This is a genomic window from Umezawaea endophytica (genome assembly GCF_025061645.1).
Lineage (GTDB): Bacteria > Actinomycetota > Actinomycetes > Mycobacteriales > Pseudonocardiaceae > Umezawaea > Umezawaea endophytica.
Map to the genome: position 1 here is coordinate 1 of NZ_JANYMP010000036.1, position 21,797 is coordinate 21,797.

The 21,797-nt window shown below is 70.2% G+C and carries 25 protein-coding genes; 16 read left to right on the plus strand and 9 right to left on the minus strand.

Features of this window, described 5'->3' with window-relative positions; genetic code table 11:
- The 3 genes from NZH93_RS43145 to NZH93_RS43155 form a co-directional block, all read left to right on the plus strand.
- The coding region (locus NZH93_RS43145; protein ID WP_505011384.1) for a phosphoketolase family protein at positions 1–574 on the plus strand (574 nt) is incomplete at its 5' end.
- Complete coding sequence (locus NZH93_RS43150; RefSeq protein ID WP_259629213.1) at positions 574–1,665, plus strand: acetate/propionate family kinase; 1,092 nt, start codon at positions 574–576, stop codon at positions 1,663–1,665. The genes NZH93_RS43145 and NZH93_RS43150, both read left to right, overlap by 1 nt.
- A 164-nt stretch (positions 1,666–1,829) precedes the next feature.
- The gene (locus NZH93_RS43155) at positions 1,830–2,126 is read left to right on the plus strand and encodes a CBS domain-containing protein (RefSeq protein ID WP_259629134.1); all 297 of its coding nucleotides are present in this window, start codon (positions 1,830–1,832) and stop codon (positions 2,124–2,126) included.
- A 122-nt stretch (positions 2,127–2,248) separates the two neighbouring features.
- On the opposite strand, the gene NZH93_RS43160 is transcribed toward NZH93_RS43155, so the two are convergent.
- From NZH93_RS43160 to NZH93_RS43170, 3 genes are read right to left on the minus strand one after another with little or no spacing between them, the layout of a single operon-like run.
- Entirely contained in the window at positions 2,249–2,863 is a 615-nt protein-coding gene (locus NZH93_RS43160) for a CBS domain-containing protein (RefSeq protein ID WP_259629135.1), read from the minus strand.
- Positions 2,864–2,866: 3 nt separating this feature from the next.
- Positions 2,867–3,652, minus strand: a complete 786-nt coding sequence (locus NZH93_RS43165) for a universal stress protein (protein WP_259629136.1) — start codon at positions 3,650–3,652, stop codon at positions 2,867–2,869.
- Positions 3,649–4,671 (minus strand): Acg family FMN-binding oxidoreductase, encoded by a 1,023-nt coding sequence (locus tag NZH93_RS43170; RefSeq protein WP_259629137.1) that lies wholly within the window; start codon positions 4,669–4,671, stop codon positions 3,649–3,651. Before NZH93_RS43170 ends, NZH93_RS43165 begins: the two co-directional genes overlap by 4 nt.
- Positions 4,672–4,787: 116 nt before the next feature.
- On the opposite strand from NZH93_RS43170, the gene NZH93_RS43175 reads away from it, so the two are divergent.
- Positions 4,788–5,153: a hypothetical protein gene (locus NZH93_RS43175; protein ID WP_259629138.1), complete on the plus strand. Its 366-nt coding sequence runs from the start codon at positions 4,788–4,790 to the stop codon at positions 5,151–5,153.
- 113 nt (positions 5,154–5,266) lie between these two features.
- On the plus strand, positions 5,267–5,419 hold the full coding sequence (locus NZH93_RS43180) for a hypothetical protein (RefSeq protein WP_259629139.1): 153 nt from the start codon (positions 5,267–5,269) through the stop codon (positions 5,417–5,419).
- A 166-nt stretch (positions 5,420–5,585) separates the two neighbouring features.
- On the opposite strand, the gene NZH93_RS43185 is transcribed toward NZH93_RS43180, so the two are convergent.
- Positions 5,586–6,596 (minus strand): Acg family FMN-binding oxidoreductase, encoded by a 1,011-nt coding sequence (locus NZH93_RS43185; protein ID WP_259629140.1) that lies wholly within the window; start codon positions 6,594–6,596, stop codon positions 5,586–5,588.
- Between the two features lie 212 nt (positions 6,597–6,808).
- Between NZH93_RS43185 and NZH93_RS43190 the strand changes: the two genes are divergently transcribed.
- Positions 6,809–8,497 (plus strand): sensor histidine kinase, encoded by a 1,689-nt coding sequence (locus tag NZH93_RS43190; protein WP_259629141.1) that lies wholly within the window; start codon positions 6,809–6,811, stop codon positions 8,495–8,497.
- A 2-nt stretch (positions 8,498–8,499) separates the two neighbouring features.
- Here NZH93_RS43190 and NZH93_RS43195 read toward each other — a convergent pair whose 3' ends face one another.
- Positions 8,500–9,156 carry a response regulator gene (locus tag NZH93_RS43195; RefSeq protein WP_259629142.1) on the minus strand — a complete coding sequence of 219 codons (657 nt, stop codon included), beginning with the start codon at positions 9,154–9,156 and terminating at the stop codon, positions 8,500–8,502.
- 153 nt (positions 9,157–9,309) lie between these two features.
- A complete protein-coding gene (locus NZH93_RS43200; protein WP_259629143.1) occupies positions 9,310–9,804 on the minus strand; it encodes a universal stress protein in 495 nt (164 codons plus the stop codon).
- Positions 9,805–9,972: 168 nt separating this feature from the next.
- Between NZH93_RS43200 and NZH93_RS43205 the strand changes: the two genes are divergently transcribed.
- Entirely contained in the window at positions 9,973–10,662 is a 690-nt protein-coding gene (locus NZH93_RS43205) for a hypothetical protein (RefSeq protein ID WP_259629144.1), read from the plus strand.
- Here NZH93_RS43205 and NZH93_RS43210 read toward each other — a convergent pair.
- On the minus strand, positions 10,637–11,110 hold the full coding sequence (locus NZH93_RS43210; RefSeq protein WP_259629145.1) for a universal stress protein: 474 nt from the start codon (positions 11,108–11,110) through the stop codon (positions 10,637–10,639). The genes NZH93_RS43205 and NZH93_RS43210 overlap by 26 nt on opposite strands.
- Before the next feature lie 183 nt (positions 11,111–11,293).
- On the opposite strand from NZH93_RS43210, the gene NZH93_RS43215 reads away from it, so the two are divergent.
- The 9 genes from NZH93_RS43215 (at position 11,294) to NZH93_RS43255 (ending at position 18,618) form a co-directional block, all read left to right on the plus strand.
- Positions 11,294–11,737, plus strand: a complete 444-nt coding sequence (locus tag NZH93_RS43215; protein WP_259629146.1) for a universal stress protein — start codon at positions 11,294–11,296, stop codon at positions 11,735–11,737.
- A 113-nt stretch (positions 11,738–11,850) separates the two neighbouring features.
- Positions 11,851–12,273, plus strand: a complete 423-nt coding sequence (locus NZH93_RS43220) for a hypothetical protein (RefSeq protein WP_259629147.1) — start codon at positions 11,851–11,853, stop codon at positions 12,271–12,273.
- The gene (locus NZH93_RS43225; RefSeq protein ID WP_259629148.1) at positions 12,270–13,310 is read left to right on the plus strand and encodes a zinc-dependent alcohol dehydrogenase family protein; all 1,041 of its coding nucleotides are present in this window, start codon (positions 12,270–12,272) and stop codon (positions 13,308–13,310) included. Before NZH93_RS43220 ends, NZH93_RS43225 begins: the two co-directional genes overlap by 4 nt.
- Positions 13,311–13,337: 27 nt before the next feature.
- Positions 13,338–14,216 carry a universal stress protein gene (locus NZH93_RS43230; protein WP_259629149.1) on the plus strand — a complete coding sequence of 293 codons (879 nt, stop codon included), beginning with the start codon at positions 13,338–13,340 and terminating at the stop codon, positions 14,214–14,216.
- 42 nt (positions 14,217–14,258) lie between these two features.
- Positions 14,259–14,786, plus strand: coding sequence for a flavodoxin family protein (locus tag NZH93_RS43235; RefSeq protein WP_259629150.1), 528 nt, complete (start codon positions 14,259–14,261; stop codon positions 14,784–14,786).
- Between the two features lies 1 nt (position 14,787).
- Positions 14,788–16,752: a heavy metal translocating P-type ATPase gene (locus NZH93_RS43240; RefSeq protein ID WP_259629151.1), complete on the plus strand. Its 1,965-nt coding sequence runs from the start codon at positions 14,788–14,790 to the stop codon at positions 16,750–16,752.
- Positions 16,753–16,862: 110 nt separating this feature from the next.
- On the plus strand, positions 16,863–17,558 hold the full coding sequence (locus NZH93_RS43245) for a CBS domain-containing protein (RefSeq protein ID WP_259629152.1): 696 nt from the start codon (positions 16,863–16,865) through the stop codon (positions 17,556–17,558).
- A 38-nt stretch (positions 17,559–17,596) separates the two neighbouring features.
- Complete coding sequence (locus NZH93_RS43250) at positions 17,597–17,860, plus strand: DUF1918 domain-containing protein (protein ID WP_259629153.1); 264 nt, start codon at positions 17,597–17,599, stop codon at positions 17,858–17,860.
- A 233-nt stretch (positions 17,861–18,093) separates the two neighbouring features.
- On the plus strand, positions 18,094–18,618 hold the full coding sequence (locus tag NZH93_RS43255; RefSeq protein ID WP_259629154.1) for a pyridoxamine 5'-phosphate oxidase family protein: 525 nt from the start codon (positions 18,094–18,096) through the stop codon (positions 18,616–18,618).
- Positions 18,619–18,682: 64 nt separating this feature from the next.
- Here the strand turns inward: NZH93_RS43255 and pflA are convergent, their stop codons facing one another.
- Positions 18,683–19,408: a pyruvate formate-lyase-activating protein gene (pflA, locus tag NZH93_RS43260; protein ID WP_259629155.1), complete on the minus strand. Its 726-nt coding sequence runs from the start codon at positions 19,406–19,408 to the stop codon at positions 18,683–18,685.
- Complete coding sequence (gene pflB / locus NZH93_RS43265; RefSeq protein ID WP_259629156.1) at positions 19,405–21,651, minus strand: formate C-acetyltransferase; 2,247 nt, start codon at positions 21,649–21,651, stop codon at positions 19,405–19,407. The genes pflA and pflB overlap by 4 nt, the downstream gene beginning before the upstream one ends.
- Positions 21,652–21,797: the final 146 nt, after the last annotated feature.

The window sequence follows — 21,797 nt, forward strand, 5'->3', positions numbered from 1 at the left end:
CGCGCACTGCGAGCAGGGACTCGGCGTGTGGAGCTGGGCGAGCACCGACACCGAAGGCGACACCGACGTCGTGCTGGCCTGCGCCGGCGACGTGCCGACGCAGGAAACCCTGGCCACTGTGGAAGTCCTGCTCGGTCTCGTGCCCGATCTGCGCATCCGCGTCGTCAACGTGGTCGACCTCGCCAGGCTCGCTCCCGCCGAACTGCACCCGCACGGCATCTCCGACAAGGACTACCAGGAGATCTTCACCGCTACGGCCCCGGTGGTCTTCGCCTACCACGGCTACCCGTGGCTGATCCACCGCCTCACCTACCGCCGCCCCGGCCACGACCGGATGCACGTGCACGGCTTCCACGAGAACGGCACGACCACCACGCCGTTCGACATGTGCGTGCTCAACGAGATCGACCGCTACACCCTCGCGCTGGCCGCATTGGAACGGGTGCCGAGGGTGGCGGGCCGGATCGGCCACCTGCGGCAGCACCTGCGGGACCGGCGCACGGCGCACCACAACCACATCCGCCGCACCGGCGAGGACCTCCCGGAGATCCGCGAGTGGACCTGGAACCGCTGATGCGGACCCTGGTCGTCAACCCCGGCTCCTCCAGCCTCAAGCTGTCCATCGTGGACGGTGGCCTCCAGGTGGCCGCGCGGACGGTGGAGAACTGGGACGGCTCACCGGATCCGCGGCCGCTCCAGGACGTCCTGGCGGTCTCCGGTCCGGTGGACGCGGTCGGCGTTCGGATCGTGCACGGCGCCGACCGCGATGGGCCCCACCTGCTCGACGACGACCAGTTGCGCGCACTGGAGGAGTTGGTCCCGCTCGCCCCGCTGCACCAGCCCAGATCCCTGGCACTGGCGCGGATGACCGCCGACCTGCTGCCGGGTGTGCCCGTGTTCGGGTGCTTCGACACGTCCTTCCACACCGGGATGCCCGCGCACGCCACGACCTATCCGGTGCCGCGGGAGTGGACCGAGCGATTCGGCTTGCGCCGCTACGGTTTCCACGGCCTGTCCTGCGCCTACGCGCTCAGGACCGCGGCAGGCATGCTGGGCCGCGCCACGGAGGAGCTGAACCTGATCTGCTGCCACATCGGCGCCGGTGTCTCGGTCACGGCGATCTCGGGAGGCCGTGGAGTCGACACCTCGATGGGCTTCACGCCGCTGGACGGCGTCGCGATGGCGACGCGGTCAGGTGGCCTCGACCCCGGACTGCTGCTGCACGTCCTGCGCGTCGGCGGGCTGTCGACGGCCGAGGTGGAGTCGGCGCTGAACTACCGTTCCGGCCTCGCCGGGATGTCCGGGACCAGTGGTGACGTGCGGCAGGTCCTCGCGGCGCGTGCGGCGGGCGACGAGCACGCGGACTTGGCGATCCGCGTGTACCTGCACCGGCTGCGCCGCGAGATCGCCGCGGAGCGCGTGTCGCTGGACCGCCTCGACGCCCTCGTGCTCACGGGAGGCGTGGCCGAGCACGAGCCCGCGCTGGTGGCCGAACTCCTCGACGGTCTGACGCACCTCGGCCTCGCGGTCGCACCGGACGCCGGGCTCGGCGTCGGGGACCGGGTGATCAGCCCGGATGGTGCCCGGACGCGGGTCCTCGTGGTCGAGGCGCGGGAGGACGTCGAGATCGCTCACGAGATCGACAAGGCCCGGTTCGCGGTATGACGGGAGGTGGAGGCGGTGCTCGACGGCGGCCGTAATGCGGGCGTGGTGTCCGAGGCGGACCTGCTCGCCAACCGGGAGTACCGGGTGGCGGCGTTCCCACGCCGACGGTTGACGGCGAGCGGACGCGCTGGCCCAAGGCTTTCGGCGCCACCGCGAGCCACGTGATGACCGCACCCGCGATCGTCATCGACCCCGAGGCGCTCGTGAGTGAGGCGTTCGGCCTGCTCGCCCAGTCGACCGTGCGGCGGCTGTTCGTCGTCGGCCGGGACGGCGTGCTGGCACGTCGTGACCTGCTCCGGGACAACCTCCGGGAGGACGACGACATCCGAACCGACGTGCGCCGCGTGCTCCGTGACTCCGCATCGACCCCGGCCTGGTCGTCATCTCCATCCGGGAGGGGAGGGGTGCGGCTCTCGGATGGCTGGAGTCACGCGGACAGGCCGATCACGCCGCCGCGCTAGTTCGCCTGCTGCCGGGGGCGGTGGACGAGCACAGGCGAAATCGGGTGCGACGAACGGTGAACCGGCCGACAGCGCTGTCCCCTTGGCCGACGGAGGGTCGACCAAGGGGCAGCCGGACGTGCTCACACCTTCTCGTCGTGCCTCGACCTCACCGTGACCGCCTGAACACCGGGCACGCTCTGCGCCAGGACGGCGGCGACGTGCCTGTCGTCGTGGTTGTCGAACTCGTCGACCACGACCACGACCCCGTCCTGGACCGACACGACCCAGCGGCCGTGACCGCCGTACTTGGCCAGCACGCGCCTGACGTCGGCCACGATCGCCAGGTCGTCGCGGGCCAGCGTGGCGAGGAGGTCGCGGCGGCTGATGATGCCGACCAGTTCGGCTCCGTCCACGACGGGCGCGCAGCGGATGCGCTTGTCGAGCAGCACCTTCGCCACCTCGGCCGCGTCGGCGGAACGGCGGACGGCGATCGCCGGAGCGGTCATGACCTCGCCGACGGTCTGCGGCGGTGGGGAGGTCGGGGCCTCGTCCCGCCAGATGAGCGTGCGGGGGTCGCGGATGACGCGGTCGCGGACCAGATCGGCCTCGGTGACGATGCCGACCAGCCGGTCGTCGTCCTCCACGACCGGGAGCGCGGTGTAGCCGTGGGAGGTGATCAGGCCGATGGCCGCCTTGACCGGCGTGTCGGGCCGGACGGTGACCACCGGGCTGGACATGATGTCTTCCGCTCGCATGACCTAGCTCCTCGCGCTGCCGAGTTCGGTGACCACCGGGGACGTGCGACGTGCGTGCCTGCCGATCACCACGACGGGGCTCGACCCGTGCCGCAGGACCGCACGGCTGATCGACCTGGACAGGGCGCCGCGCACGGGGCCTCCCCGCCGCGAACCCAGGACGACCATCGAGCCGAAGTGGGAGTGCCACGCCAGCGCGCTCGACGCCGACGCGCCGAGGACCTCGGAGTGCACCGGTACGTCGGGGTAGCGCTCGACGAGCGCTCCGAGCACCTCGTCCAGGTCGTCGGTCGCTCGCCGTGGCGTCGTGCACCGCACCAGCCGGACCCCCGTGCCCAGCCGATCGGCTTCGGCGAAGGCGAACTCGAGCTTCTGCGGCGTCCTCTCCAGGTGGTGCGCCCCGACGATCACGGGCGCCGCGGAGTCGTGCCACACGGCACCCGGCGGGACGCTGATCACGGGGCACCGGGCGAGTGCGCTCAAGGCGGTCACCACCGACTCGCCCTCGAACACCAGTTCTCCCGAATCGGCGACGACGATCGCGTGGGCGTGCTCGGACTCGTCGACCAGCGCGTCCCCGATCGCCTCCGCCACCAGTCGGTGCTCGATCGGCAGACCGGGGAACGAGGCCCGGAGCTCCTCCACGAGGGAGGGGACGCGCGGCGAGACGTGCAGGACCCGCAGCGACGACCCGCGACGGTGGGCGTACGCGGCCGCCCACCGGACCGCGTCCTGCCGCGGCGTGATCATGACGACCACCGGTTCTTCGTGGCCGGAGCGGTCGTTCATCGGGTACCTCCCAGGTGTGCTGCTCGTGCCGACGGGTAGTCGCCGAGCACGTCGGCGGCAGGGCGGCGGGGTGTGGCCGGGAGCGGTTCGCCGCCGACCGGCGCCCAACCGACCCGGAGCACGATCTGCGGCACGGCCACGGCGCCGAGCACGCCCTCGTGCAACGCCTCCCTGGTGGCGGCGAACTCGGTCGCCTGGCTCAACGGGCAGGTGGCGAGCCGGAAGTCGGTCGCGGCCAGCAGGACGGCGCTCAACGCCTCGCCCGCGCGCAGCCGGGACACCCGGTCGTCGGCCGAGGTGGCGAGCACGAGCAGTTCGCCCGCGTCGTCCTCGCTCCCGTCCGAGGCCACGTCGAGAGCACCGCCGGGAAAGGTCCTCATCGCGACGTCACCGTGCTGAACGGAGTCGGACGGGGTGTTCGCCGCGGGCACGCCGTCCTCGGCAGCGAAGCCACGTCCGGCCCACGCGGCGAGTTCGCTCTCGTAGGCCGGGTCCATGCCCTGGCGCCACGACGCCAGCGTGATCGCCGATGTCAGCCGGAACCGGTCCTCCGGATCCGTGGCCGCCACGGCGATCACCCCTTGGCGGGCGGCGCTCTCGGCCAGGACGTCCAGCACGTCGGTGGGCACGGGCCAGGAGCTGAAGCGCCTGCGGTCGGTGCGGCGGTGGGGGATGGCGGCGGCCAGCGCGATGTCGGCGGCGGTCGCCTGCCGCGGGCAGAACGTGATCGCGGCCAGGTGGTCCGGCTCCGCCGGATTGGGCAGGTGCCGCACCTCGGTGGCCCACCCGAGCGCGGCGAAACCGACCCGCAGGTGGTGCAGTGCGGCGCCGCAGCTGATCAGCAGATCTCGGCCGTCGGGGTCGATGGCGGGCAGGCTCCGGTCGGGATCGGCGAACAGGTGCACCGAGCTGTCGCCGGTGGCCCACCGCCACGGCTGGGTGTTGTGGACCGACGGAGCACGCGTCGCGAGTGCGACCACTGCCTCGACGGTCCTGCGGTCCGGTGCGTCCTGCGGCATCGCGGAGTCCTCCCGATCTGCGGTCGTGGTGGATCTGATTTCCAGATTCCCTCGCGGGGAAGGGAGAGTGGAGAGTCGAAGGTCCTCTTCGGAGGCACTGAGGTCCCTTGTCCTCCGTGACATCGGTCTGGATCGGGCACGGTGGCCGGTCTGCCTGTTGGTCGTTCCGCACCGCCACGGGCGCTCACCGCGACCAGGCGCTCCTGTTCCCGGCGCGGTTCGGGCACGCGGGTTCGGTGCACGACCAGGACAGGGCACGGGGTCTGGTGCAGGGCGGCACTGGTCACCGAGCCGCAGCGACCGGTCGTGACCAGGTGGTCTCCCGCGCCGATGCTGTCGGTGCAGCGGGCGACGGCCTCGTGCTGTCGCCGTGCACCGCCGACGGCCTGCCCCGGACGACGACGGTGTCGCACGTCGACCGGCGGATCAGCGGCAGCACCATTCCGCCGAGGCGGAGGGAACTCGCCGAGTGCCCCCGGTAGCCGACCACGACCAGGCGTGCGGCGCGTCCCGCCGCTTCCAGGTCCCGCACGGGGGTCGGGACCGGACTCGTGCACGCTCACCCGCAGCATCGGCAGCCCAGTGGAGCCCGCCGTTGTCCGGCACGGTGTCCGGGACCTCGGACAACCTGTTCCACAGCCGGACGTCCAACCTGGAGCCCGTGCGCCAAGCCTGCTCCGCGGCCCACTGCCGCGCGACCTGCTCCCAGTGGGATCCGTCGTTGCCCATCACCACGGACGGGTGCTGACCGTCTGCCTCGACACGGTGCTCCGGACTCGGGGTGTCGTGCATGAGCGCTCCAGTGTTCGTACGGCCCTGGCATGGTCAACGGTCGCGTGACGGCGCTCCCGCCGGACGTGCTCGCCGGGCCACGAATGACGGGACGAAAGTCCCTGTGGGTCGGGACCGAACGGTCAGGACGTCGGCTCGACGCCGCACGTCGACAGGATCAGCTCTTCGATCGGCATGCGTGGGCTCGGTGGGACCGGCGACCCGAATCCCAGGCGCAGCACCGTTTGGGGGAACAGCGATCCGCCGAGCACGCGGCGCAGGTCCTCGCGCACCTTGCGCACCTCCACAGCCTGCGACATGAAGGAGGCCGACAGACCGAGTGTGGTCGCCGCCAGCAGCACGCGCTGTAACGCCTGCCCCGCTTGGATCTCGGCCAGCGGGCCGTCGTAGAACGAGCAGAGCACGACGATGAAGGGGTCCGGTTCGTAGTCCTTGCCCGATGATCGTTCCACCGGGGTGCCGGGGGAGAAGTCGCGCAGTGCCCATTCGTCCTGCGGCGCGGGTGTCGGACCTGCCGAGCCCGGCGGCACGCCGTGACCCGCATCGGCACGACCGCCCGTCCATTCGGACAACTCGGCCTGCACGAGGGGATCGGCCAGCTGCTCCTGGTGTGCCCGCTGGATCAGGGTGCGCAGGCGTGCCTTCTCCTCACGGGTGCTCACCACGTGCAGCCAGGACCGTTCGAGCTCTGCCGCGCGGACCATCTGCTGCCGGTGGCCGGGGGGAACCGCGTTGTCGAAGAACGGGCGGCGGTTGGTCCTGCGGGACTCCACCGCTTTGAGCAGCGCTCGGGATTCGCCGGTCGGGGTGAAGTGGCCCCCGCGTCGGACGACCGCGAGCGCTCCGTCTGCGTCACGACCCGGAAGCAACGTGACGAGGGGGCGGATGCCCAAACCCTGCAGCGCGAGACGCACGTTCAGCAGAGCCGCACCGCAGGACAAGCGCAGTTCGCGGGACTCGGGATCCGTCGCGGGCAACCGCCTCCTCGGGTCGAAGCGCAGTTCGACCCGGTCGGGGTGCAACGCGAACCGCCACGGCTGGCTGTTGTGGATGGAAGGAGCCAGGGAAGCGGCTTCGAGCACGCCGCGGACGTCGTCCTCCGCCAGCCCCAAAGTAGGTGGCACCGTGCTCATCATTTTTCACCTCGTCGAAGGGAGTGCCTTTACTTGTCGATTCCCACTGTCGTAGGTCGGGTTCGAGGCGCACACCGACGAAGGTCCTTTGATGGCAGGGACATCCATCGTGAAACGCTTATGGAGCGTTAGCAAACTGGTTTCCCCAGCTTGCTCGTGCCAAGCTTCGAGGATCATCGCTTGTGTTCGTGCGCCGAAGGGGAGAAGCAAGGATGATTCACGAATCCGATCTGGGTGGTGGGGCGAAGGTGACCCTCACCGGGCTGCGGTTGGACGAGCTGCTCGGCGAGGTCCAGGACCGGCTCACGGAGATCGCGGCGTCACGCGACCAGATGCAGAGCCTGCTCGACGCCGTCCTCGCTGTGGGGTCGGGCCTGGAACTGGACTCGACCCTGCAACGGATCGTGCAGGCCGCCGTGGACCTGGTCGGGGCGCGGTACGGGGCTCTGGGGGTGCTGGGCAACAGGGACGACCTGTCGGAGTTCGTGTACGAGGGTATCGACGCGGAGACGCGGTCCCACATGGGGCACCTGCCGGAGGGCAAGGGCCTGCTGGGCCTGCTGATCAAGGATCCGCGAGCATTGCGATTGCTGGACCTGAGCAAGCACGACGCGTCGGTGGGCTTCCCGCCCAACCACCCGCCGATGCACAGCTTCCTCGGCGTGCCGATCCGGCTGCGCGACGAGATCTTCGGCAACCTGTACATGACCGAGAAGAAGGACGCGGCGGAGTTCACCCCCGACGACGAGGTGGTGCTCCAAGCCCTGGCCGCCGCGGCGGGCGTGGCGATCGAGAACGCGCGGCTGTTCGAGCGGTCCAGACTGCGTGAACGGTGGCTGGAGGCCACCGCGGAGATCAACACCGAACTCCTCGGTGGTGCCTCTGCACAGGACGCCCTCCAGCTCATCGCCCTGCGCACGGTCGAACTCGCGGGAGCGCACTCCTCGCTGATCGTGCTCGACTCGGAGGGCAAGCTGTTGGTCACCGCGGGTGCCGGGCCGCAGATCGGCGAGATAGTCGGCTCGAACCTGCCCCAACGGGGTTCCTTCATCGAGGACGTGCTTCGCTCCGGAACCCCCGCCGTGAACGAGACCTCGGGCGAACTCGGCGAGGACATCGCCGAGTTCGGTGCGGGTATCGCCGTGCCACTGCGAGCGGGTGCGGTCGTCACCGGTGTACTGGTCGCCCTCCGGCGCAAAGGGGAGCCGCCGTTCGTGGCCGATCAGCTCCCCGTGTTGGCGTCGTTCGCCGACCAGGCGGCCTTGGCACTGCAACTGGCCGAGAAGCAGCGTTCGCTGCGGCTGCTGGACGTGCTGGAGGACCGCGACCGCATTGCACGGGACCTGCACGACCACGTCATCCAGCGGTTGTTCGTCACCGGCATGAGCCTTCAGGGCAGCCTGCGCCGCATTACCGACAAGGAGGTCCGTGGACGGGTGACCACAGCGGTCGAGCAACTCGACCAGACCGTGCGGGAGATCCGCACGTCGATCTTCGACCTGCAGAGCGCGGGCAACGAGGGGACGAGCCTGCGCCGGAGACTCCTGGACATCATCGCCGAGCTGACCGAGGAGACCGAGATCTCGCCGGTCGTGCGGATGACCGGAACGGTGGACAACTCGGTGTCCGACGAGCTGGCCGAGCACGTCGAAGCGGTCATCCGCGAGACTGTGACCAACGCGGTCCGGCACGCGAACGCCACATCGCTGACCGTCACCGTCGAAGCCGGGGACCAGTTGATCATTTCCGTGGCGGACGACGGCGTCGGAATACCGGTGGACGTCGCGCGCAGCGGACTGCTCAACCTGGAGCACCGGGCACAGCAGTTCGGCGGCGCCCTGTCGGTGCACTCCGAACCGGGTGAGGGCACCCGCGTGGCGTGGCGGGTGTCCCTGAACTGAGGTCACTCGTCGGCGATGGGCTGACCTGGTCTACGCAGTTGGCTGGAGAAGACGGCTGCTTGCGTACGGCGTTGCATCCCCAGCTTGGCGAGCAGGTGCGACACGTAGTTCTTGATGGTCTTCTCGGCCAGGAACATGCGATCAGCGATCTGCCGGTTGGTCATTCCCTCGCCGATGAGGTCGAGCACCGTGCGCTCCTGGTCGGTCAGCGTCCGCAGCGGATCGCCCGTCTCACGTTCACGGCGGATGCGGTTCAGCAGCGCCGACGTCGACTTCGCGTCGAGCAGCGACTGACCGCTCGCCACCGTGCGCACGGCGTTGACCAGATCACCGCCGAGGATCTGCTTGAGCACGAAACCCGACGCCCCGGCCATGATCGCGTCGAACAGCGCCTCGTCGTCGGCGAACGACGTCAGCATCAACACGTTCAGGTCGGGCAGCTTCGACCGCAGTTCGCGGCACAGTTCGATCCCGTTCCCGTCAGGGAGCCTGATGTCCAGCACCGCCACGTCGGCTCCGCTGGACGGAACCCTGGTGAGCGCCTCGGTCACCGACGAAGCCTCGCCGATCACCTCCAGGTCCTCCTCCTCGCCCAGCAACTCGGCGACACCTCGACGGACGATCTCGTGGTCGTCCACCAGGAAGATCCTCGTGGGCACCCCCCACCACCTCCAAAAACGGGCAAGCTGAAGCCTGCCGTACCGCCACTGGCCCAAGCGCACATTACGCCGTTGGTGATGACGTTGCCCGTGTCGATCGTGGACGAGAAGAGTCCTTGTGCTCTGTTCGCGAAGGCTTCGCGAACACCGTGTTCAGCGGAATTCCTGCGCCGCCCCCGGCACGGCGAGTCGGCCGTCTTCAAGGGCGGCCAGGGGGACCACGGTCACCGGGCAACTCGCGTGCCGCAGGCAGTACGCCGCCACGGATCCGATCACGGTCACACCGGACTTGCGGTAGCCGTGCCCGCCCAGGACGAGCGCGTCGGCACCGGCGGACAGTTCCACCAGCACCGCGCCGGGATCTCCAGTCGGTACGAGCTGGTCGATCACGATCCCGTCGGCGTCCTGATCCACCTGCTCCACCGCGTTCCGCAGGTTTCGGACGTGCTGTTCGCGGAAGGGGTCCTCGCCCACCGGCCGGGTGATCGGCATGGGCGAGCTGGACGGGGGCTTGGCGCGCAACGTGCACACCGACACCGCCAGCACTGGACTCCCGGTGGTCTTCGCATGCCGGACCGCCCAGGTGAGCGCGGCGGTGCTCGCTGGAGAACCGTCGATGCCGACGACGATCCGGGAGGCCGTGTTCATGGTGGTCAACTCCTCGTCTGGGGTACTTCGATGCTCTTGCCTCAGGAGGGACCGGGCGAGAGGCGAACGGCCCGGTCGAGCCGGGCCCATCGCTGCCGGCGGGGTGGGACCCTGCGCACTGTCGACGGCCACGGGTGTTCGGCACCGTCGTCGGTGGAGGTGGTCGACATGTGCCGCACGCGGGCCGATGCGCTGACCTGGCGAACCGACGAGGTCGAACAGGTGGTGCGGGCGGCCCGTCGCGCGCCGCTGTACGGCGGCGGACACCCGTGGGTGCTCGAACCGCACGGGCACAGCGTGTCGCTCTACGAACTGCCGCACCACACCATCCACGACCGGCTCGGGGTCGGCCGTCTGCTGACCTGCGGCGCCGTGCTGCACAACGTCCACACGGCTCTCCGAGCGGCGGGATGGCGGGTCGAGGTGACACTGCCCGGCGACGTGGACCGCCCTGACCTGCTGGCTGTGCTCACTGCGGTGGAGCACTCGGCGCCGACTCCGCAGGAGGTGCTGGACCATCAAGCCCTGACCGGACCGGGAATGCCGGGCTCTCCCGAGTTGTCCGTCCTCATCGCGGCCGACCGCTGGCCCGGAACGCGGGTGCGGGTGGTCGACAGCGCCGCCGAGCCCATGGTGGCGGCTCTGCCCGCGGGCTCGACCGGGCTGCTTGTGTCCACCGACGGGGACAGTCGGAAGGATGTGCTGTGCGCGGGTGCCGCCCTGCAAGCGGTTCGGCTCAGGGCTCGTGCGCTGGGAGTGCAGACCTGCGGCGTCCGCGGGCCGCTGCACGGGTTGCCCGGCCACCGCTGGGCGCTGCTCGGCGTCCGCGGGCTCAGCGGACCGAACCCGGAGGAATGACCACGACGGGGCACGCGCTGCGGCGCAAGCAGCCGGAGACCACTCTCCCGAGGAGCACTCCGGCGGCTTTGCCGTGGCCGTGCGCGCCCAGTACGAGCAGGTCCGCGTGGCGCGACGAGCGCGCGAGTTCCTCTACCGGATCGCCGACCAGGACTACGGCGGTCATCTTCGGCGGGTTCTCCCACCGGCACGACGACGTCTTCACCAGGTCGTGCAGTTCCTGCACCGGGTGCCGATGCGGCTTCTCGCCGTGTTGCGGCGGACCTGCCGTCGTGGCGGGTGTGAACGCGAGCTCGCGTTCACGCGCCGTGATCACCTCGACCTTCGCGCCAAGGCGAACAGCCTCCTCCAGAGCCCACCGCAGCGCGGCGGCGCTCGCGGGCGACCCGTCGACACCGACCACTACGAGCTTTGTCCTACCGGACTTCTCCACTGCGTCCCTCCACATCGGAGTCTCCGCGCACATCCGTTGTCCGGAGCGGTCCCGAGGCGTCGCCTTGTCCCCACTGTCGACCGGAAGCGGACGGTGCGGCAGTGACGAAGGTCCGCTTCCGCCGTGACTTCCTGCCCTCGTCATGCCGAAGGCCGTCGGAGATCGTGAGGGCAGGACGAGCCGGAGGGAAGTGACGTGATGAGCGGTCCTAAACCGATCGTGGTCGGCGTGGACGGGTCCGACGAGGCCGAGCGCGCACTGGGCTGGGCGCTTGACGAGGCCCTGCTGCGCGGCTGCGGTGTGCGGGCCGTCCACGCCTGGGTCTTCGAGCCGCTGGGGGACACCGCTCCCACCGCACTGCGGGAGGCGGCACGGTGGGCGACAGTCAAGCTGGCGAGGGCCGTGGCCGCGGTGGTGAACGCCCGCGGGAAGACTCCGCCGATCGAACAGCTCGCCGTCGAAGGCGGCCCGGCAGAGGTCCTCCTCCGCTACTCGCACGACGCCGCCCTGCTGGTCGTGGCGACCCACCGGGGCGAGCGGCTGCGCAAGGCCGTCCTCGGTTCGGTGAGCGACGCGTGCGTGCGCAGGGCAGCCGTTCCGGTCGTCGTGCTGCCCGCGGGTGCGACCGTTCCCACCGGGTGACCCGGCCGCGCCCATCGGCTCACCGAGGGGCGGACCAAAGGCCCTGTGCCGACGAACCGGGGCGCGGCACCGTTGAGAGCACAGCGGAACTCGGCCCGACACGGGGAGTCCACATGAGACTGAACTGGAAGGACACCTGGGCGACGATCCTCGTCCTCGCTGCCGCCGCGCTCTACGTCACCCACCTCGAAATGCGGGATGTCCCGTTCATCGCCGACGTCCGCTTCGTTGCCGCAGCCTGCTTCACCCTCGGTATCGGTGCCGCGGTGGTGGGCGGCTGGCACCGCCCGGTCGACACGAGGGCACTGCGGTTCGGCGCGTGGTTCGGCTCGACCGCGTCGCTGCTGGGGGTGGTCGCCCTCATCACCGCGCAACCCTGGTCGCTCGCCCTGCTCGTGCTGAACACCCTGGCGCTGTGGGGATTCGCCTCGTTGCGCCACACCGGCCTCTTCGCCGAAGACATGACGGACGACACCTCTCACCAGGAGAACCCCACCGCCCGGCGGCGAACCCGCCCGGAACAGGAGAGACCATGAAGGCCTTGGTGTACCACAGTCCCGGTAAGCGCTCGTGGGACGACGTGCCGCGGCCCGCGCTCCAGAGCGCCTCGGACGCGATCGTCCGGGTCGACGCGGTGACCATCTGCGGGACCGACCTGCACATCCTCAAGGGTGACGTGCCCGCGGTCGACCCCGGCCGGATCCTCGGCCACGAAGCTGTCGGCACTGTCGAGGAGGTCGGCGCCGGGGTCCTCGGGATCAAGCGGGGCGACCGGGTCCTGGTCTCCTGCATCAGCGCGTGCGGCCGCTGCCGGTACTGCCGGACCGGTGGGTACGGCCAGTGCCTCGGTGGTGGCGGGTGGGTCCTCGGCCACCGGATCGACGGCACCCAGGCGGAGTACGTCCGCGTTCCGTTCGCCGACACCTCGACCCACCTGCTCGCACCCGGCGTCAGCGACGAGGCGGCACTGATGCTGGCGGACATCCTGCCGACGTCCTACGAGGTCGGCGTGCTCAACGGGCAGGTAAGCCCCGGTGACACCGTGGTGGTCGTCGGGGCGGGGCCCATCGGGCTGGCCGCGATCATGACCGCGCAGCTGTTCAGCCCCGGCCACATCGTGGCGGTGGACCTCGCGGAACCACGACTCCAGGCGGCGAAGCAGTTCGGCGCCGACATCACCGTGTCCGCGACCGACGACCCGGAAGCGGTCGTCGCCGAGGTGACCGGCGGCCTGGGCGCCGACGTGGTCGTCGAAGCGGTCGGTGTGCCGGAGAGCTTCGAACTCTGCGCCCGACTCGTCCGCCCCGGCGGACGACTGGCCAACATCGGCGTGCACGGCAAGCCCGCGACGCTGCACCTGGAAGACCTGTGGATCCGCGACATCACCATCACCACCGGTCTTGTGGACACGCGGTCCACCCCGACCCTGCTGCGCATGCTCACCACCGGCCAACTCGACGCCACCAGGTTCATCACCCACCGCTTCCCGCTCGGCGAGGTGGAAGCCGCCTACGACGTGTTCAGCCGTCCGCAGGAGACCGGTGCCCTCAAGGTCGTCCTGGCCCGTGGTTGAGCGAAGCGATCAGGAGGGACGACGCAGATGAGAGTCCACAACGAACAGGACGCTGTCGTGGTCGGTGTCGACGGTTCCGGGTCCGCGCTGGACGCGGTCGCCTGGGCAGCGAAGGAGGCCGCGCGACGCGGTCGGCGGCTCCTCTTGGTGCACGCGCAGCTCCCGTTGCCCTTCGACGACCTCGAACCCACCGAACGACTGCGCGACGAACTGCACCGCGTGGCGTGGCAGTGGCTGCACGAAGCCGCCGACGCGGCCCGTGACGTCGCGCCCGACCTCCATCCCGAAGTGCGCTTGGACCAGGGCGACCCGGTCACTGCGCTGATCGCGGCGTCGGCATCGGCCTACGAGGTCGTGGTCGGGTCGCGCGGGTATGGCGGGTTCACCGGCGTCATGGCCGGATCGACGGCGATGGCCCTGAGCGCGCACGCCCACAGCCCGGTGGTGGTCGTCCGCGGCTCTGCGGTCCGGCCTGGTCCGGTCGTGGTCGGAGTCGACGGGTCAGCCGCCAGCGAGCTGGCGCTGGCACGCGCGTTCGACCAGGCGGACGTCGAAGGCGCCCGGCTGCTCGCCGTGCACGTCTGGCACCCGCTGCCCGCGTGGGTCGGCGGAATCGCCCTGGACGAGCGTGACCGGGTGGAGGCGGAAGCCGAGCACCACCGGCTGCTGTCCGAACGCCTCGCCGGATGGCAGGAGAAGTACCCCGACGTGCCCGTGGAGCGGGTCGTCGCACGGGGACACGTCGCGCAGCGCCTCGTCGACTACTCCGACACCGCCCGCTTGGTCGTGGTGGGGTCGCGCGGACGCGACGGCTTCGCCGGACTGCTGCTCGGATCCACCAGCCAAGCGCTGCTGCACCACTCACCGTGCCCCGTGCTGGTGGTCCGCGACGAACAGCGGCACTGACAAGCGATCGACGAACGAGAACTGCGACAGGAGAGGTGCGCGATGACGCGAGTGCTGGTCGTGTACGAATCGATGTTCGGCAACACGGAGAAGATCGCGAACGCCATCGCCGAAGGGCTTGCGGGGGCGGGGGCGGTGGACGTGGTGGAGGTCGGCTCGGCGCCGACCGTGCTGCCCGAGGACGTGGACCTGCTGGTGGTCGGCGCCCCCACCCACGCGTTCGGCCTGAGCAGGCCGAGCACCCGCAAATCGGCCGCCGACCAGGCTGTCGGGGACCTCGTCTCCACCGGGATCGGTGTGCGCGAGTGGCTGGACGAACTGCGGTCCGCGGGCTCGACGGCGCTGGTCGCCGCGTTCGACACGCGGGTCAAGATCGCCATGATGCCGGGCTCCGCGGCCCGTCGAGCTCTCGGCAGGCTGCGCGGACGGGGCTTCCCGATGCTCGTGCGGGCGGAGAGCTTCCACGTCGTGGGAACGCCGGGCCCGCTGAAGCCCGGTGAGGCCGATCGTGCCAAGGCATGGGGTGCCAAGCTCGCGGCGGCGCTGTCGACGCGTCAACACACCAGATGACATGACCGGTGACGAGGAGTTCGGCGCCACGTCGTCGACCGACCGCGTGGACTCGTTCGAATGCGCGCGGAGTCGCGCGAGCCGGAGGTACGCGGGCGAGTTCGCGCTGTTCGCCGTGACAGGCGCCCTTCTCGCCGCTGGCATCGCGCTGTGGGCCGTCGGAGCGCCGAGAGCCGATGTGCCGTGGGCCGCGGCGACCGTCATCGCTGTGCTTCCGGCTGTCGTGTGGGTCGTGGCGGACCTCCGCGCGGGCCGGTTCGGCGCTGATGTGCTGGCCGTGCTGGCTTTGGTCGGCACGGTCGTGGTGGGGGAGCCCTTCGCCGGTGCCGTCGTCGCGGTCATGCTCGGCGGTGGACGCGCGCTCGACGCGTACGCACAGCGCCGAGCGGGCCGTGATCTCAGGGCGCTGCTGGACCGGGCGCCGAGAACCGCGCGGCTGCGGACGGGCACCGGCCTGCGGGTGGTGCCGGTCGAGCAGGTACGACCCGGTCAGCACCTGGTGCTCGGCCAAGGTGAGGTGGCACCGGTGGACGCGGTTCTGCTCGGCACCGCCACCCTCGACGAGTCCGCGTTGACCGGCGAGGCCGCACCTGTCGATCGTGTCGCGGGGGAGCGCGTGCGCAGCGGGGTCGTCAACGCCGGGGCATCGGTCGACCTGCGCGCGGTCGCCACCGAACGCGACAGCACGTACGCCGGGGTCGTCGATCTGGCACGGGAAGCCGCCGCGACCAGCGCTCCCGCCGTGCGCCTCGCGGACCGGGTCGCGGCCGTCTTCCTTCCTGTGGCGCTCGTCGTGGCGGGCGTGGCGGCGTTCCTGGCGGACGACCTCACCGTCGCGGTCGCGGTCCTGGTGACCGCGACGCCGTGCCCGTTGCTGCTCGCCGTGCCGGTCGCCGTGACGGCGGGCATGTCGAGGGCGTCACGGGTCGGCGTCGTCGTGCGTGACGGCCGAGCACTGGAGGTCCTCGGCACGGTCCGGACCGCGGTTCTGGACAAAACCGGGACGGTCACGGTGGGACGCCCGACGGTGACCGCGGTGTCGACCGCGCCAGGGTGGTCGCGCGAGGACGTGCTCGGCCTCGCCGCCGCGGTCGAGCAGGTGTCCTCCCACGTGTTCGCCGCGTGCGTGGTCGCCGCCGCAAGCGCGGCCGGACGTCGGCCGGGTCCCGCGACCGACGTGGTCGAGCGTTCCGGGCGGGCCACCTCGGGCGTGGTGGACGGGTGCGGGGTCACCGTCGGCGCACTGGACACCAAGCGGCAGCGACCGGATGACTGGATCCGGGACGCGGAAGCCGGAGCTCGCTCGGACGGGGCGAGCACCGTGTGGGTCTCCCGTGACGGCGAACCCGTCGGCGTCCTGCTCGTGCGCGACACCATCCGATCCGACGCCGCGCGCACCCTGGAACGGCTGCGCGCCGCCGGTCTGAGCAGGCTCGTGCTGCTCACCGGGGACAAGGCGGCCGTCGCGCGCCAGGTGGCGGACGGCCTCGGCTTCGACGAGGTGGTCGCCGACTGCGACCCGGCGGACAAGGTCGCGAAGGTGAGGAGCGAGAAGGCGACGAGGATCACGGCGATGGTCGGCGACGGGTTCAACGACGCTCCCGCGCTGGCCACCGCGGATGTCGGGGTCGCCCTGGGGAGCAAGGGGTCGTCGGCCGCCGTCCGCGCCGCCGACGTGGTGCTCCTCGACGACCGCATCGACGGGCTCGCCGACGCGGTCGAGATCGCCGGACGAGCCCACCGGATCGCCCGCCAGAGCGCACTCGCGGGAATGGGCCTGTCGCTGGTGGCCATGGGTTTCGCCGCGGCTGGTCTGCTCGCGCCCGCACCGGGCGCCGTGCTGCAGGAGGCCATCGACATCGCGGTGATCTTCAACGCGTTGCGGGTGCTCCTGCCGACCCGACCGGGCCCGCCCACTCCGGCAGCGCCACGATCCGACGCGCACCTCGAACCCCTGAAGCGCTGACCTGCCGGTGGAACGGGACCTTCGCCCCGGTTCCGCCGACTTTGGCCACTGCGGTCCGGCCTCGACCCAGACCAAGCTGGAACTGGACGCTCCCACTGCTGGAGGTTGTGATGCGAGAACCGACTGTTGACCAGGTGATGACCCGCGACGTGGTCACCGTTCGAAGGACCACACCGTTCAAGGAACTGGTGGAACTGCTGGACGACAAGGGCTTCAGCGCGGTGCCCGTGGTCGACGAGGAGAACCGGCCGATCGGTGTCGTGTCCGAGGCGGACCTCCTCGCCAAGGAGGAGTTCCTCGGTGGCGCCGCGCCGTCACCCGCGCTGTTCTCCGGGAAGGCCCGCAAAGACAGGTGGCACAAGGCACACGGCGTCCTCGCGGGAGAGGTGATGAGCTCTCCGGTCATCACCGTCGCCCCGGAGGCGTCTGTGAGCGCCGCGGCGCGGCAACTGGCCAGGTCCGGTGTCCGGAGGCTGTTCGTGGTCGATCCGGCCGGCGCGCTGGCGGGCGTCGTCGCGCGACGCGACCTGTTGGGGCTGTTCCTCCGCGATGACGGGGAAATCCGCGCCGACGTGCTCCAGCACGTCTTCCACAGCGTGCTGCTGGCCGACCCCGACACCTTCGACGTCGCGGTCGAGCGCGGCGTGGTCTCCGTGCGCGGGCGACTCGAACGGCGAAGCGAAACCGAGTTGGCTGTCCGCCTCATCCGCGCCACGCCAGGAGTGGTCGACGTGGTGCCCACTCTGTCCTACGGCTGGGACGACAGCGACATGACCATCGCCAAGAGCTTGCAACCCAGGCTCTGACCATCCCGTGACGACCTTGCCGAACAGAGGGGAGGACCATGCGAGCGAAGACCGGTGACTGGCTGGTGATCGAGCGGTCCGGTGCCGACAAACCCGCACGCAGGGGGCTGGTCGTGGGTGTTCGCCGGGAGGACGGCGGACCGCCTTACGTCGTGCACTGGCTTGACTCCGTCCACGAGACACTCGTCTACCCCGGCCCCGACGCGCACGTGGTGACGGCGCGGGAGTTGGCGGACCTGGACACCCGTGCCGCCGAGCGGGCACGTGCTGTGCAGGCGGTCATCGGCGCGGGCAACCAGTGATGGTGGAGCGGAGCTGCACTTCCGACCCGGTTGGGCACCAGAGCACAGGTCCTTGATCATCAGGGACCTTCTGCTCTGCCGGGTGGCTGGTCGCGCTGCGGACACTGGTCTTTCCATTCTGTTCACCGCGTCGGGGGGCGAATGCCCGTCCACCGACACCGCGGTACCGAGAGGAACCACAGGAGCCGAGTTGCACGAGCGGACAGCGCGAGGAAAGCACGTCGGGGCCCGAAGTGCCGGCAACGGACCTCGACCACGACCACGAGCCCGATCCGCGTCGGCGGTCCGTCGCCGACGCGGACTGCGCGGTGCGGCCGAGCACGATGAATAGCGCGCTCCACGAGGAACCGAGCGGACTGCTGGAGTTGTCCGAGGCGGAGTCGCTGCGCCTGATGAGCGGTGTCCCGTTCGGACGTGTCGTGTTCTCGCGTGACGCGCTGCCCGCCATCCGGCCGGTGAACCACGTCGTCGACAAGGGATCGATCATCATCCGGACGCACCTGGGCGCGGCGGTCCTGTCCTCCGTGGGCATGGTGGTCGCCTACGAGGCCGATTCGATCGATCCCGTGACGCGCACGGGGTGGAGCGTGATCGTGATCGGCGTCGCGAAGCGCGTCATCGACGTCGACGAGGCGGCCCGTTTCGAGCGGGAGCTGAAACCCTGGGTGCGCCGAACCATGGACCACACCATCCGGATCGTGCCGGAGATGGTGACCGGGTTCGAACTGACCGCTGTGCCCGAGTTCCCAGCACCGTGACAGTCGTCGTGACGGGCTGTTCGCCTCGCCGCAGCGAGCAGCCCGTCACGACGATCGTCGCTGCTCAGGCACGCAATCCGAGTCGGAGGAACTGGCCGCGTACCCGTTCGACCAGTTCCTCGTCGGGTGTAGGCGTGCCGGCGAGCGGGAACGGGATGCCCAGCGCGGCGTACTTCGGGGCGCCGAGCTTGTGGAACGGCAGCACGTCCACCCTCTCCACCGCGTTCAGCGACGCGACGAACTCCGCGATGCCCTCGACGTTGTCCCGGTCGTCGGTCAGACCGGGCACCAGGACGAAGCGGATCCACATCGGCTTGCGCATGTCCGACAGCCGCCGGGCGAACGCGAGCGTGGGCGCGACCTCCTCGCCGGTCACCCGCCGGTAGGTGGCCGGGTCCCACGACTTGACGTCCAGCAGCACCAGGTCGGTGTCGGCCAGCAGTTCGGCGGTCGCCTGGTGCCCGAGGAACCCCGAGGTGTCCAGCGCCGTGTGCAGGCCCAACTCCTTGCACCGGTGCAGGAGTTGGCCTACGAACGTGTGCTGCAGGAGCGGTTCCCCGCCGCTGACGGTCACACCGCCCCCGGCGACCTCGATGAACCGGCGGTACTTCACCACCTCGGCCATCAGCTCGTCCACGGACACGCGCTGCCCGTCGCGCTCGTGCCAGGTCTCCGGGTTCTGGCAGTACTGGCAGCGCAACGGGCAGCCCGCGGTGAACACGACGAACCGAGTGCCGGGACCGTCCACCGCGGTCGCGATGTCCCACGAGTGGACCGCCCCGGTGCTCACAGCGACCCGTGGAAGGTTCGGCTGATCACGTCGCGCTGCTGCTCGGGTGTCAGCCGCACGAAGTTCACCGCATACCCCGAGACCCTGATGGTCAGCTGCGGGTGGTTCTCCGGGTGGGCCATGGCGTCGAGCAGCGTCTCCCGGTTGAGCACGTTGGCGTTGAGGTGGAAGCCGCCCGCGTCCACGTAGGCGTCCAGCACACCGACGAGGTTGGTCACGCGCTCCTCCCGCGTGCGGCCGAGACCGCTGGGCGTGACGCTGGCGGTCAACGAGATCCCGTCCCGCGCCTGGTCGTAGGGCAGCTTGGCCACCGACAGCGCGGCGGCGACCATCCCGTGCTGGTCCCGGCCGTTCATCGGGTTGGCTCCGGGCGCGAACGGCTCGCCCGCGCGACGTCCGTCGGGGGTGTTGCCGGTGTGCTTGCCGTAGACGACGTTGGAGGTGATCGTCAGCACCGACTGCGTGTGCACCGCGTCGCGGTAGGCGGGGTAGCGCCGCACCTTGGCCATGAAGTCCTCGACCAGTCCGACGGCGATGTCGTCGGCGCGGTCGTCGTTGTTGCCGTAGCGCGGGAAACCACCCTCCACGACGTAGTCGACGGCCAGCCCGGACTCGTCGCGGACCACCCGCACCCGCGCGTGCTTGATCGCGGACAGGCTGTCGGCGACGACCGACAAGCCCGCGATGCCGCACCCGAGCAACCGCTGCACCGGGTGGTCGTGCAGCGCCATCTCGATCCGCTCGTAGGAGTACTTGTCGTGCATGAAGTGGATGATGTTCAGCGCGTCCACGTAGGTCTTGGCCAGCCAGTCCGTCGTCCGGTCGAGAGCCACACGGACCTCGTCGTAGTCGAGGTACTCGTTGGTGATCGCGGGCGACGGGGGAGCGACCTGGTCGCCGGAGATCTCGTCGCGGCCACCGTTGATCGCGTACAGCAACGCTTTCGCGAGGTTCACCCGAGCGCCGAACAACTGCATCTGCTCGCCGACCTTCATGGCCGACACGCAGCAGGCGATCGCGGTGTCGTCGCTGAACCGCGGCCGGATCAGCTCGTCGCTCTCGTACTGGATGGAACTGGTGTCCACCGACACCCCGGCGCAGAACCTCTTGAAGCCCTCGGGCAGCCGAGGCGACCACAGGACGGTGAGGTTCGGCTCCGGTGCGGGACCGAGGTTGTAGAGCGTCTGCAAGAACCGGAAGCTGGTGCGGGTGACGAGTGGCCGCCCGTCCTCTCCCATGCCGCCGATGCTCTCGGTGACCCACGTCGGATCGCCGGAGAACAGCTCGTCGTAGGCCGGGGTGCGCAGGAACCGGACGATCCGCAGCTTGATCACCAGGTCGTCGACCAGTTCCTGCGCCCGCTCCTCGGTCAGCCGACCCGCGTCGAGGTCGCGCTGGAGGTACACGTCCAGGAACGTCGAGGTCCGCCCCAGCGACATGGCCGCACCGTTCTGCTCCTTCACCGCCGCGAGGTAGGCGTAGTACAACCACTGCACGGCTTCACGCGCGGTCGTCGCCGGTCCGGAGATGTCGTCGCCGTAGCTCGCGGCCATCGTCCGCAGTTCGTCCAGCGCCCGCACCTGCTCGGCCAGTTCCTCGCGGTCCCGGATCACCGCTTCCGTCGACGGCACCACGTCCAGGAGAGCCCGTTCCGCCTTCTTGGCCTCCACCAGCCGGTCCACGCCGTAGAGCGCGACCCGCCGGTAGTCGCCGATGATCCGCCCGCGCCCGTAGGCGTCCGGCAGCCCGGTGATGATCCCGGCACGCCGTGCGCGCAGGATCTCCTCGGTGTAGGCGTCGAACACCCCGTCGTTATGCGTCTTGCGGTACTTGGTGAACACCTTCCGCACGAACGGGTCCATCTCGTAGCCGTACGCGTCGAGACTGGCCTGCACCATGCGCAGGCCACCGTTGGGCATGATCGCGCGTTTGAGCGGTGCGTCGGTTTGCAGACCGACGATGATCTCGGTGTTCTGGTGGAGGTAGCCGGGGCGGTGGGCGGTGATCGACGAGGGTGTGTGCGTGTCGATGTCGAGGACGCCCAATTCACGTTCCTTCGCGAACAGGTCCATCAACCCCTGCCACAGCCCGGTGGTCCGCTCGGTGGCGCCGCTCAGGAAGTCGGCGTCTCCCTGGTAGGGCTTGTAGTTGTCCTGGATGAACCCGCGTACGTCGATGTCATCCTGCCAGCCCGTCCCGCGGAATCCTCGCCAGGCGTCGAGGGTCTTCTCGGTGGTGATCATGACGTCACCAGCGCTGTCATGGTGCCCCTCCTCGGGAAATCGTTCAGCCACCTCGATTTTCCGCCCGACGCGCACCGGGCCACAGAGCCCGAGGTCCCACCGCGTTCGGGGCGCAAGGAACCTGGTGGCACGGGACCTCCGACCGC